8 protein-coding genes and 2 rRNA genes are annotated in these 12,836 nt (G+C 45.2%); 8 read left to right on the top strand and 2 right to left on the bottom strand.

The window, feature by feature from the left end:
• The first annotated feature begins 8 nt into the window (after positions 1 to 8).
• Positions 9 to 2,893, top strand: a 23S ribosomal RNA gene (locus tag AC0VYA_RS20350).
• A gap of 161 nt (positions 2,894 to 3,054) precedes the next feature.
• Positions 3,055 to 3,170, top strand: a 5S ribosomal RNA gene (rrf, locus tag AC0VYA_RS20345).
• A gap of 899 nt (positions 3,171 to 4,069) precedes the next feature.
• Here the strand turns inward: rrf and AC0VYA_RS20340 are convergent.
• Together AC0VYA_RS20340 and AC0VYA_RS20335 are read right to left on the bottom strand one after the other, a co-directional pair.
• Complete coding sequence (locus AC0VYA_RS20340; protein WP_475489478.1) at positions 4,070 to 4,264, bottom strand: hypothetical protein; 195 nt, start codon at positions 4,262 to 4,264, stop codon at positions 4,070 to 4,072.
• A 122-nt stretch (positions 4,265 to 4,386) separates the two neighbouring features.
• Positions 4,387 to 5,331, bottom strand: a complete 945-nt coding sequence (locus AC0VYA_RS20335) for a hydrogen peroxide-inducible genes activator (RefSeq protein ID WP_475489477.1) — start codon at positions 5,329 to 5,331, stop codon at positions 4,387 to 4,389.
• 138 nt (positions 5,332 to 5,469) lie between these two features.
• On the opposite strand from AC0VYA_RS20335, the gene AC0VYA_RS20330 reads away from it, so the two are divergent.
• The 6 genes from AC0VYA_RS20330 (at position 5,470) to wzy (ending at position 12,833) form a co-directional block, all read left to right on the top strand.
• Positions 5,470 to 6,126: a carbonic anhydrase gene (locus AC0VYA_RS20330; RefSeq protein WP_011576712.1), complete on the top strand. Its 657-nt coding sequence runs from the start codon at positions 5,470 to 5,472 to the stop codon at positions 6,124 to 6,126.
• Between the two features lie 23 nt (positions 6,127 to 6,149).
• A complete protein-coding gene (locus tag AC0VYA_RS20325; RefSeq protein ID WP_473476686.1) occupies positions 6,150 to 7,745 on the top strand; it encodes a SulP family inorganic anion transporter in 1,596 nt (531 codons plus the stop codon).
• A 239-nt stretch (positions 7,746 to 7,984) separates the two neighbouring features.
• On the top strand, positions 7,985 to 8,719 hold the full coding sequence (locus tag AC0VYA_RS20320) for a hypothetical protein (RefSeq protein WP_475489476.1): 735 nt from the start codon (positions 7,985 to 7,987) through the stop codon (positions 8,717 to 8,719).
• A gap of 419 nt (positions 8,720 to 9,138) precedes the next feature.
• Positions 9,139 to 10,401 (top strand): lipopolysaccharide biosynthesis protein, encoded by a 1,263-nt coding sequence (locus tag AC0VYA_RS20315; protein ID WP_475489475.1) that lies wholly within the window; start codon positions 9,139 to 9,141, stop codon positions 10,399 to 10,401.
• Complete coding sequence (locus AC0VYA_RS20310) at positions 10,394 to 11,491, top strand: glycosyltransferase (protein ID WP_475489474.1); 1,098 nt, start codon at positions 10,394 to 10,396, stop codon at positions 11,489 to 11,491. The genes AC0VYA_RS20315 and AC0VYA_RS20310 overlap by 8 nt, the downstream gene beginning before the upstream one ends.
• On the top strand, positions 11,475 to 12,833 hold the full coding sequence (gene wzy / locus AC0VYA_RS20305; RefSeq protein WP_475489473.1) for an O-antigen polysaccharide polymerase Wzy: 1,359 nt from the start codon (positions 11,475 to 11,477) through the stop codon (positions 12,831 to 12,833). The genes AC0VYA_RS20310 and wzy overlap by 17 nt, the downstream gene beginning before the upstream one ends.
• Positions 12,834 to 12,836 lie beyond the last annotated feature (3 nt).

Raw genomic sequence — 12,836 nt, 5'->3', positions numbered from 1 at the left:
GGTTGTATGGTTAAGTGACTAAGCGTATACGGTGGATGCCTAGGCAGTTAGAGGCGATGAAGGACGTGTAAGTCTGCGAAAAGTTGTGGGGAGCCGACAAAATGCTTTGATCCACAAATGTCCGAATGGGGAAACCCACCGCTTCGGCGGTATCATGCAGTGAATACATAGCTGTATGAGGCAAACGAGGGGAACTGAAACATCTAAGTACCCTTAGGAAAAGAAATCAACCGAGATTCCCCTAGTAGCGGCGAGCGAACGGGGATTAGCCCTTAAGCTAATTATGAGCGAGTGGAAGGTGTTGGAAAGCACAGCGATACAAGGTGATAGCCCTGTACACGAACGCGAATTTTAAGTGAAATCGAGTAGGTCGGGACACGTGTTATCTTGACTGAACATGGGGGGACCATCCTCCAAGGCTAAATACTCCTAACTGACCGATAGTGAACTAGTACCGTGAGGGAAAGGCGAAAAGAACCCCTGTGAGGGGAGTGAAATAGAACCTGAAACCGTATACGTACAAGCAGTGGGAGCAGACTTGTTCTGTGACTGCGTACCTTTTGTATAATGGGTCAGCGACTTATATTTTGTAGCAAGGTTAACCGAATAGGGGAGCCGTAGCGAAAGCGAGTGTTAACTGCGCGTTTTAGTTGCAAGGTATAGACCCGAAACCCGGTGATCTAGCCATGGGCAGGTTGAAGGTTGAGTAACATCAACTGGAGGACCGAACCGACTAACGTTGAAAAGTTAGCGGATGACTTGTGGCTGGGGGTGAAAGGCCAATCAAACCGGGAGATAGCTGGTTCTCCCCGAAAGCTATTTAGGTAGCGCCTCGGACGAATACCACTGGGGGTAGAGCACTGTTAAGGCTAGGGGGTCATCCCGACTTACCAACCCTTTGCAAACTCCGAATACCAGTGAGTACTATCCGGGAGACACACGGCGGGTGCTAACGTCCGTCGTGAAGAGGGAAACAACCCAGACCGCCAGCTAAGGTCCCAAAATTATTGCTAAGTGGGAAACGATGTGGGAAGGCTAAGACAGCTAGGAGGTTGGCTTAGAAGCAGCCACCCTTTAAAGAAAGCGTAATAGCTCACTAGTCGAGTCGGCCTGCGCGGAAGATGTAACGGGGCTAAGCAATATACCGAAGCTGCGGACGCAAAGTTTACTTTGCGTGGTAGGGGAGCGTTGTGTAAGTGGCTGAAGGTGAACTGAGAGGTTTGCTGGACATATCACAAGTGCGAATGCTGACATGAGTAACGATAATGCGGGTGAAAAACCCGCACGCCGGAAGACCAAGGTTTCCTGTCCCATGCTAATCAGGGCAGGGTAAGTCGGCCCCTAAGGCGAGGCAGAAATGCGTAGTCGATGGGAAACGGATTAATATTTCCGTACTTGGTATATCAGTGATGGGGGGACGGAGAAGGTTATGCAAGCATAGCGTTGGTTGTCTATGTGAAAGTGTGTAGGGTTGAATCTTAGGTAAATCCGGGATTCTACATGCCTGAGACACGAGACGAGATTCTACGGAATTGAAGTTGCAAATACCCTGCTTCCAGGAAAAGCCTCTAAACTTATGATATATCGAACCGTACCCCAAACCGACACAGGTGGTCAGGTAGAGAATACTAAGGCGCTTGAGAGAACTCGGGTGAAGGAACTCGGCAAAATCGTACCGTAACTTCGGGAGAAGGTACGCCCCTGTTTGTGATTGAACTTGCTTCATGAGCGAATGGGGGCCGCAGTGAAAAGGTGGCTGGGACTGTTTATTAAAAACACAGCACTGTGCTAAATCGAAAGATGACGTATACGGTGTGACACCTGCCCGGTGCCGGAAGGTTAATTGATGGGGTTAGCGCAAGCGAAGCTCTTGATCGAAGCCCCGGTAAACGGCGGCCGTAACTATAACGGTCCTAAGGTAGCGAAATTCCTTGTCGGGTAAGTTCCGACCTGCACGAATGGTGTAACCATGGCCACGCTGTCTCCACCCGAGACTCAGTGAAATTGAAATCGCAGTGAAGATGCTGTGTACCCGCACCTAGACGGAAAGACCCCGTGAACCTTTACTATAGCTTGGCACTGAACATTGACCCTACATGTGTAGGATAGGTGGGAGACTTCGAAGCGTGAACGCCAGTTTGCGTGGAGTCAACCTTGAAATACCACCCTTGTACGTTTGATGTTCTAACGTTGTTCCCTTATCGGGAATGCGGACAGTGCCTGGTGGGTAGTTTGACTGGGGCGGTCTCCTCCCAAAGAGTAACGGAGGAGCACGAAGGTTGGCTAATCCTGGTCGGACATCAGGAGGTTAGTGCAATGGCATAAGCCAGCTTAACTGCGAGACAGACACGTCGAGCAGGTACGAAAGTAGGTCATAGTGATCCGGTGGTTCTGTATGGAAGGGCCATCGCTCAACGGATAAAAGGTACTCCGGGGATAACAGGCTGATACCGCCCAAGAGTTCATATCGACGGCGGTGTTTGGCACCTCGATGTCGGCTCATCACATCCTGGGGCTGAAGTCGGTCCCAAGGGTATGGCTGTTCGCCATTTAAAGTGGTACGCGAGCTGGGTTTAGAACGTCGTGAGACAGTTCGGTCCCTATCTGGTGTGGGCGTTGGATGATTGAGGGGAGCTGCTCCTAGTACGAGAGGACCGGAGTGGACGAACCGCTGGTGTTCGGGTTGTTTTGCCAAAAGCATTGCCCGGTAGCTACGTTCGGAATCGATAACCGCTGAAAGCATCTAAGCGGGAAGCGAGCCCCAAGATGAGTCATCCCTGGCAGTTTAACTGTCCTAAAGGGTTGTTGAAGACTACGACGTTGATAGGCAGGATGTGGAAGCGTTGCAAGGCGTTAAGCTAACCTGTACTAATTGCCCGTGAGGCTTAACCATACAACGCCCAAATGACTTTGGATGTTGTTTGTATGACAAGTATTTAATCAAGAGTAAGACTAAAGAGATTTAGCGATGATTACAGCCAGACCTGCAAGGGAACGGCATCAGCTTTTACATATTGATTTATTAAGCTACGGCTTGATAGATAACAGTTTATGTCTGGCGGCCATAGCGATGCGGCCCCACCTGATCCCATCTCGAACTCAGAAGTGAAACGCATTAGCGGCGATGGTAGTATGGGGTTTCCCCATGCGAGAGTAGCACACTGCCAGACTCCCATTTAGAATGAAGCCACCTATATCGGGTGGCTTTTTTCGTTTCTGCGACACAGAAAATACCAAAGACAATCGATATTGGCGGAAGACACTGCCAGACTCCCAATAAAGAAATGACTATCCTCAATCGCGCGGCGACCGAGGTAGCCCTTTTTTGCATGTGCAGAATAAAGTAATGCAAGGTTGATACGGCATCATCGGATAGCCCTTTCCCTTAAGCGCTGTCGCGCAAAACTACCTACACACAAAGAAACCAAATCCCTCGAATGTGATGCGGGGCATCCCATGCAATAGTTAAGCACATACTAAGCTACTCGTTGCCACCCATCCATGGGGCTACCTCCAGTGCAGCATCCATGCTGCCCGTTCAAGCGGCAGGAACTACGCTCCTAAAAGCCCCGCTTTCACCCCCATGCGACGGTTGCGAGAAGCGTGAGCTGCAACAACCTGTTGCGAGACAGCGCGGTTGGCGGAAGATACCGCCAGACGCCCATTACACGAAAAGCCCTGACCAAAAAACGGTCAGGGCTTTTTCGTATATGCGCTTCGTGCAAAGCGACTCAGCAATAAACCTCCAGGGAAGTATCAAATACGGTATAGACACGTCCATGATGAAGATCACCCAGCCACGCCTTCCTTGGCGTGTCGTGCGGCTGGACGTTGCTGTGCAACTAAAGATACCAGCCTTACCCAGATTCCCATTTAGAATGAAGCCACCTTAATCGGGTGGCTTTTATCGTTTCTGCGCGATAGGAAAATCAACTTTAGTAGAAATCGCATTTTAAAGCTTGTTAACGAATTAGACGTCTAGGTGACACACGTCCATGTGGAGCCGGCCAGCCTGACATCCATGTCGGTTGTTCAAACGGCTGGAGCGGAGCTCCACAGAGCCCCGTTTTCACCCATCAAGGGCATTCGACTCTAGTGCTTTGCATGAGAGCTGAAGAACAACCCATCCCTGGTGTTGCGCACCAGCCACGCCATTCATGGCGTGTCGTTCAGTCGGGCAAAGCTGCGCTTCGCAAAAGCCTCCGTCTTCACCCCCATGCACGGCATCCGATGCGCCAACCGCGTTGCGCCAATTGTATTCCAACAACTGCACTGTGCAATCAGCGTTGCAGATCACTTGATGCGGGGAAACAAATTCGCGAGGGACGAGATTTTCGTACAGAAAGCATCAAAGCCCGTTTTTCAATTCGTCTGAAAGTATGTATGTCAGAGAGTATGAACCTCAACCACGTGGCTCAGTCGGGCTTTTATGATCCGTCTGAAACGATCAGCAAGTTCTCGAAAGAACACTCGTGACGGTGAAGTGTTTCGCCAAGCGAGGGCGTGTTGGCGTAAAATAGGCTTGTTTTTTATTTCACATACGTGAAGTGATTCAGGTACGTGCATTTCTGAGTGCACATACAAACCCGGTAGAAAAGCTGCCCCCATACCCATAACCACCATTTGCCTTAGGGTATCTAGACTGGTTCCTTCATAATCACGTTGAAGCTCGGCACCCAATTCATTGCAAATATCTAATACCTGATGATGAAAGTGATGTTTATCTTCAAGCGTTAAGATCCTCTGTCCTCGCAGATGCTTGGGTTCAATAAGTACATCCTTGCTCATGGGGTGCTCACTCGAAAGAACTAGTTTTAGCGGCTCTGTAAATAAAGGCTCCACGATGAAGTCGTTTGGCATGCCTGCAAGGGGAGAAATAATTAAGTCGTAATCCCCCTTATATAAACCTGTGTGCAATTCGCTAGGGGCTGATTCTCTTACATAGAATTTTAATTTGTCGTATAGCTGATGCAATTGCGGTAACACGAAGGGTAATAAATAAGGCCCTAAAGTGGGAGGAATGCCTAGTTTGAAGGTCGTTTTGGGACCTTGAGCGAGCTCTCTAGCAACACTTTGGAACTCTGTCATAATTTGCAGAATATGCTCTGCGTGATTCAACAACTCACGACCATCAGGCGAGAGCATAGTGCCATTTCGAGATCGTTCAAACAGGGTTAGCCCTAAACTTTCTTCAAGCTTAACGATCTGATTCGTCAATGTGGGTTGGCTGATATGCAATTGATAAGACGCTCGTCTAAAATTCAGTGTGTGGGCGACTGCGACAAAGTATTTCAACTGTTTCAAGGAAGGCTGTAGATGAGAATTCGGCATAATCAGGATGTCCAAATGTGTCTTTGATAGAAATAGGCTATCACGAGCCTGTATATTTTTCTATAAAGCTATCAGGCAATATGGTCTGTATATATTGTGATAACGGGTTTTACCGCATTTTAACATTAGGAGTTGGTTATGGATCATGTGATCTCAGGTGTAGCGAAGTTTCAACGTGATGTTTTTCCAAAAAATAAAGAAGTCTTTCAGAAACTAGCGACGAGTCAAAATCCAGAAGTTTTATTCATTACTTGCTCTGATTCACGTATTGACCCGAACATGGTCACGCAAACAGGTCCCGGGGATTTATTTATCTGCAGAAATGCGGGTAATGTAGTCCCCCCTCACAGCAATCAAACTGGTGGCATGACCGCCTCAATTGAATTTGCTGTGGCTGCATTGGGCGTTGAGCATATTGTTATTTGTGGTCACACAGACTGCGGGGCGATGAAGGGGGCTTTAGCGCCAGAAGCATTAGATGAATTGCCACATGTAAAAGAGTGGTTGGGTCATTGCCGTGGTGCAACTGAAGTCGTTAAACACAAGCATGGCAGCGTGGGCAGTGAACATCTCGACGAAGTCACCAAAGAAAACGTCTTGTTGCAGATACAACATCTTAAGACACACCCCTCTGTTGCAGGGCGACTAGCGTGTAAGGAAGTGCAAATTCACGGGTGGGTATATAGTATCGAAACGGGAGAAGTCCTCTGTTACGACAATAAATCAGAAAGCTTCAAGCCTATGGTTGAATGTTACGCTAGCGAAACAGCGTTTAAATCGGCCATTGGTCTTTAGTAAACTGCAGGATATTTAAATAGATGAAATTCGATTTATCAAATTTACGAGGTGACGTTACGGGTGGTATCACCGCCGGTATCGTTGCTTTACCGTTGGCTTTAGCGCTAGGTGTTGCTTCAGGATTAGGTCCTTTGGCAGGCTTGTACGGCGCTATCGCAGTGGGTTTCTTTGCGGCCCTATTTGGAGGTACACCTTCACAAATTTCTGGCCCTACAGGGCCGATGATTGTTGTGCTTGCAGGACTATTTGCAAGCTTGTCTGGTAATGTTGAGCTTATATTTACTGCGGTGATGTTGGCCGGTGTTTTACAGGTGCTATTTGGGTTCTTAGGTGTAGGTCAATATATTCGCTTGGTACCTTACCCAGTGATATCTGGTTTTATGTCAGGTATCGGTGCGATCATTATCATTTTACAGTTCGGTCGTTTACTTGGTCATGAGCCTCCTGGTGGCACATTAGGAGCATTATCATACTTGCCGCATGCGCTTGCCAACACCAATTTTGTCACGCTAGCACTGGGTGGCCTTACACTGGCTATAGCGTATTACTGGCCAGCTAAATTAGGTAAGTATTTGCCTGGCGCACTTGCCGCGTTGATCATTGGCACGCTTGTGAGTTTAGCAGTAGCCAGTGTACCTGTTCTAGGTGCTATACCAAGTGGACTTCCTAGTTTACACCTGCCGGTTTTCGAGCAAAGCCATTTTTGGCTAGTGCTGGAAGCCGCGTTTATTCTTGCCGTACTAGGCGCGATTGATAGTTTGTTGACGTCTTTGGTGGCTGACAACATGACGCGTACACGCCATGACAGTAGCAAAGAGCTAATTGGCCAAGGTATTGGTAATACGATTGCTGGCTTGTTTGGTGGTATTGCAGGTGCTGGCGCTACCATGCGCACGGTAGTAAATATACGCTCAGGAGGTAAAACAAAGATATCGGGCATGGTACATGCGCTAGTCCTTCTTGCTGTGGTACTAGGGTTGAGCCCACTTGCAGCTAATATACCTCACGCTGTATTAGCAGGTATTTTGGTGAAAGTAGGTCTGGATATCATTGATTGGCGTTACATCAAGCGCGCACACAACGGTCCGCGTTGGGATTTCGCATTAATGATATTAGTACTGGGTTTGACAGTCTTTGTTGACCTAATAACGGCTGTTGGGGTCGGTGTTGTACTCGCTGCGCTAGCGTATGTACGCCAGATAGCACAGATTCAAATTACTGAATTACGCGCATTGCCTGAAGCGTCTAACAAGCCAGAAGAAAAAGCGTTGCTGGAAGAAGGGCATGGCAGAGTCAATGTGTTCAACTTCTCTGGCCCATTAAGCTTTGGCGCTGCTGCTGACTTAGGGCATCACGTTCGTCAGCATGTCGAACCTGGGTCTGAAGTTCTAATACTCGACTTCTCTAGAGTGCCGGCAATGGACGTATCTGCGGCGATGGCTGTGGACACTATCGCATCAGATAGTCATGCTGCGGGTAAATTACTGTATATTTGCGGTATGAATGAGGAGGTCAAAGAGGTGTTAATTGCAATTAATGGTAGTACCCTTGCTGACTTCGAAAGTGATACCTTAATTGATGCACTTAATACTGCGCTCAAAGCGATTGAAAAATAGCCTCGATAAATGGTCAATAAAGCGTTAAATATGCTTATAAATTGATCATCCTAGCCGTCTCCTTCGAGGCGGCTTTTTTCATTTTATAACCCACATATTTAGAGCATTTAATGCAATATACTTGTCCGGTTAGTATATTATACATATGTATTTCATATAGTTACGACTAAAGTTTAGTAACGCCTCTGTTTTTTGTAAGTGTATTATATCTGTACAATAATAAAAAAAGTCTAATACCAATGAAAACTATCACCTTAATAGCACTTTGCCTTTATTTGTCTATTGGCCAAGCTCAAGCTGGATTAATTCAATGGGATGCTTTCAACGCTGGTGACGAGTTGGCGGTGAAAGATGAATCATCTGGCATTGTTTGGTTAGACTTAACTCTGACCGCAGGCAGGCATTACGACACTGTTAGTTCGCTTTATGAAGGATGGGAGCTGCCAAGCTTTAATATTGTTGAAGAGTTACTAGTGACTGCTTTCTCAACAATCAACATAAGTGGTTCGTTGGGTGAAAGAAACAAGTTTGAACAAGAGTGTTCAAATACGAGTGTCTGCTTTAACAACGCAGAAATATGGCAAGGTTTATTTGGTTCAATATCGGGCGTAAACCGAAGCTATCAGCAATATTCTTACGGATTATATTCAGACAGCGAGAATGTATTAAGAATGGGCGGCACATTCAAAAACGGCAGTGGTAGTGCCAACCTCTACAGCACTGAGTTCAACGTGGGTTATAGCTTAGACTATGAAAGCAAGTACGCTAATGGCGATTTCAACTATTTCGGTTTTTTCTTAGTCAAGAGTGAGCCCAACCTTAGCGCTCAGCCTAAATTACTGCCTATCAATGAAGCATCTGCGCCAACTACATCTTCACTCTTTCTTGGGTTGAGTGGATTGCTAATATTGTTGACGAGAAACGTGAGAGCTAAATTTTTCAGTCAACGATGGCAGTTAAGTACGTATTTTTAAGTGCTAAATAGCCCGAATACCATGATATTGTAAGCCTCACTGTGTTTCCTCTAGTAGATCAAATTAACGTTAATCTACCGCGTACCACGTCGTTTTTAACAACGTTTACCAAAAGTAGCGGTTTGAACGAACAGTCATCTCATTTGATTAAGAAGTTTATGGTCACCTTTCTTTTATACTAATCCAATTAATAAGCTGTAGCTCATTAACGTGGAATGGTTTTAACGCCTTACAAGTCTGCGAAAATTACGCTCTATAGCAAAGTAAATTGCAGCTTTTAGAGATCGATATTCGACACTTAGTTGGCGACCAAACTTACATATAAGCACATGTCTATACTACTTAAGTAGATTTGCTTTGAATTCGCTATTCGAGCATGATGGAAAAATAATAATAAGAAGAAAAATATCAGTAGTCGTATGTCATCCAGTTTGGCAAAAAATTCGAGCCTAACGCTTTTAGCTAATTTGTCGTTCTCGCTAACGAATTGGTTGCTGTTAGTGGTGATTGCCAAAGTTTACGATGCCGCATTCTTAGGGCAATTTGTACTTGCTCTATCTATCGTCTCCCCCGTTTTCTTATTGTCTAGCCTAAAATTACGCACCCTCATAGTTGTAGATGTCGATAACGAATATAGCCTCGAGCAGTATTTAGGCACTAGGTTATTACTTAGCTCTATCGGTTTGACACTTTCAATACTCTTAGGGATTAGCTTTTTTGATAATGTGCCCTTTTTGCTACTGTTACTAATCGGAATATATAAGTGGTGCGATAGTTGGTGCGAATTATTTTATGCTTATTACCATCGAACTGGTCGGTTCGATACAGCGACCTTTTCACAATGTGGGCGCTCAGTGCTCAGTATCTCCGTCGTTATAATTATCGCGCTGCTAAGCGACTCTGCCATTTTAATGGTGAGCGGTTGGGTAGCGACAACGGTTATATTTAGCGTTGTCGATACAGTGGTTTTCACAAACCTTCGACGAAGAAGCGAAACCGTAAGTACCAATTGGATTTCGCTTTTATCGGTGCAATATGCAATGCGCACCCCGCTACGTATTCTGAAAAAGTATTACACCCTGAGTTTATCTCTTGTGGTCGGTGCTTTATTCGTCTACATACCCAATTTTGTGATAGAGAAATATTCGGGCGTAGAGGCTGCAGGGAAGTTTGCTGCCGTGAGCTACTTTCTTATTGCAGGAGGTCTTCTCATTCACAGTGTATCGCAAGCGAGCTCACCTCGACTTGCAGTTTTTGCGAAGCAAGGAAACGGGAAAGGACTCATTAACCTTACATTTAAGATGTGCCTTATTGGGGCCGCCATCGGTGTATCTGGTGTGATCGTGGCGTTGGTTGCTGGTGAGTTTTTCCTCGAATTATTTTATAACCCTGAAATAGCTCTTTTATCTGAGGAGCTAACTTGGGTGTTGGTCGCCGCTGCAATTCGATATATCTATATATTCATTGGTACCGCAATGAACGCACTAAAACAATTTCATACGCAAACATATATTTATGCGGTTGGTACTCTATGCGTATTAATCGCCTGCTTATTTTGGGTGCCCGAATACGGCTCATTAGGGGCGGCAAAAGCAATGGTATTCGCTACCTGCATAGAATGCGTTTTGTTCGGTTTTTTCTTTTGGAGAAACGTGAGAATAAAGGGAAAAACTCATGACTAAAAAAGTATTGCACGTGTTTGGCATTATGAATCGTGGCGGTGCTGAGCTTAGGACCTTATCTACGCTAGAAAAAATGCGCAAGCTGGGCGTTGAATACGAGTTCCTAGTGCTAAGTGGTCAGAAAGGTGTACTTGACCAAGAAATTACTGAACGAGGTAGCAAGGTTCACTATTGCCCTTTAAGTCTCTCTTTCTTTTTTCAGTTCATGTCTATTTTAAAAGCGGGAAAGTATGACGTTGTGCATTCTCATGTTTCACTCGTCTCGGGGGTTATATTGTTCATCTCGTGGTTAGGCGGAATAAAAAGGCGCGTTGCACATTTTAGAAGTACTCATGATGTAGAGAATCCAAGTGTATTAAGGCGTATAAGGGACAAGCTTCTTAGGAGATTACTGCTGACTTTCTCGCACTATATTGCTGGTGTATGTGAAGCAACGTTAGATGCATTCTGGCATGTTGACTGGAGAGCAGATGGCCGTTTTAAAGTGATCTATAACGGCTTTGAGCAGCATAATGTCGTGCACCGAGATAATTTTTGGCAGGATGATTTAGGTATCAGCGCTGATAATAAAATTATTATCAATGTGTCTCGGATGCATGAGCAAAAAAATCATCCTCGGTTAGTCGAAATTTTTTGCGAATACTGCCAAAAAAATAATGACGCCGTTCTAGTCTTGATAGGAAAAGAAGACCCAGAGATAAAACAGCAACTACAAAGAATGAGTGCTTTAAATAACGTAGACGAGCGCATTTTTTATTTAGGCGAAAAAGCTCAAGTATTACCATTTATGAAGCACGCAGACATAATGCTTTTTCCGTCGAAATGGGAGGGATTGCCAGGTGCGGTATTAGAAGCGGCTAGTTTAGGTGTTCCTGTTTTAGCATCAGACATCCCGGGAGTACTAGAGATCGCACAGCAGCTTGATGTGGTGCATTACTTCCCGTTAGCACAAAGCGATAAGAGCTGGGCGCAGCAGGTTACACAGTTGTTGTCACAACCTGTGGATCACGAGGTAGGACGACAGACCTTTAAAAGTAGTATGTTCCAGTTAGATAACAACGTTAAACAACTGCATGCACTTTACGCTTGATACGGGATTAATTAAAAAAATAGTCGGGATTTGGGTTCTCGCCATGGGCAGCGTGTTTGTGTTCGCTGGGTACATTGACGTTTTTGAGACACCTCGGGCCGAGTTGGAGTCTTTTACCACTTTTACATGGTTGTTAGTGTCAATCATTTTGGCAAATACTTTGCCTAAAGGTATTTGGTCTATTTGCTATATATATTTCATTGTCTTTGGAATTTTTCACGGAGGCTTAATATTAGTTAACTCAGTTAACTTGATTACCGATCACGATACGCTTTATCAAATTAGTTTCTGGTTCAATAGTAACCAAACTGAAAATGCCATTCATATGATAAATCTAGCTTTTTTGGGGTTTGGCATTGGCGCAATGGTGTTTTCTAAGGTGGTTAGAACTGAGCAAAATGTTAGCCCAGGGGACGAAGAGTATAACCGTCGTTTGTATCATATCGGTGGGGGCATATTAGTTGTTTTTATTGTTCTGTTTTTTCTCGTCGCTATCGCAACAGGGGCGATATATTCATATGGCGCTTATCTTCGGGTGGTAGACAGCAACCCACTGGTTGGAATTATCTTCACTTACATTTATGTGTTCATATCTTTGGCCTTAGTTTTAGTGGCAGTGGCGCATGACAAAGCGTTTGGTTATCTATATTTTGCCTTTTTCGGTGTATGGGCCTTGTTCGCATTCAAACTGGGCTTACGTGGTGAAGTCATGTTCCCCAGTGCCGTAACAGCATGCATGTTAGGCAGAAAAGGTCGTGTAATGAATGGTTTTTTGTTGCTAGCAATGATTGTCGTATTTTTAGTTGCAGCAGGTATTGTTAAGAACGCTCGTGTCTCAGGAAGTTATGAAGGAGGTGCGGATTTTAATCCTCTAAACGCTGTTGCAGAAATGGGCTCAAGTTTACGGGCCGTACAAGAAGTGATTAGCTGGCGTGAAAAAGGAGATGATCTATTACTTGGTGCAAGTTACTGGGCGCCTATTGAAAGGCAACTTGCACTCGTTATTCCGCAATTGGATAGAGTAAAAGCTGAAGATGATGATCGGCTTCTAAATGTCAAAGTCATCAAAGTGGCTGGACCGATCGGCTTTTCACCCGTAGCGGAAGCCTATCTCAATTTTGGCGAAAAAGGGGTACTGATTATATTCTTCTTGTTTGGCGGTTTGATGGCCAAGTTAGACAATATGCCCTCTAGTACTAAAACTGATATATTGATTGGTGTTGGCTTGGCGCCGCTATTTATCATGATTAGAAATAGTTTCGCTCATGTACCAGTGCAGATAATATTTGGCTGTGCATTTGCAATGTTTTTTATGTTTTTAGCCCACAAAAGAAAAGAATAATAA

The organism is Paraglaciecola sp. QJM3NY_14 (genome assembly GCF_056173245.1).
Note: the sequence above shows the minus strand (reverse complement) of the source record. Positions and strands in the feature narration are given on the sequence as shown.

Coding starts and splice junctions, on each gene's coding strand:
- AC0VYA_RS20335 (WP_475489477.1), bottom strand. CDS start 5,331: ATGCCGAATTCTCATCTACAGCCTTCCTTGAAACAGTTGAAATACTTT.
- AC0VYA_RS20330 (WP_011576712.1), top strand. CDS start 5,470: ATGGATCATGTGATCTCAGGTGTAGCGAAGTTTCAACGTGATGTTTTT.
- AC0VYA_RS20325 (WP_473476686.1), top strand. CDS start 6,150: ATGAAATTCGATTTATCAAATTTACGAGGTGACGTTACGGGTGGTATC.
- AC0VYA_RS20320 (WP_475489476.1), top strand. CDS start 7,985: ATGAAAACTATCACCTTAATAGCACTTTGCCTTTATTTGTCTATTGGC.
- AC0VYA_RS20315 (WP_475489475.1), top strand. CDS start 9,139: ATGTCATCCAGTTTGGCAAAAAATTCGAGCCTAACGCTTTTAGCTAAT.
- AC0VYA_RS20310 (WP_475489474.1), top strand. CDS start 10,394: ATGACTAAAAAAGTATTGCACGTGTTTGGCATTATGAATCGTGGCGGT.
- wzy (WP_475489473.1), top strand. CDS start 11,475: ATGCACTTTACGCTTGATACGGGATTAATTAAAAAAATAGTCGGGATT.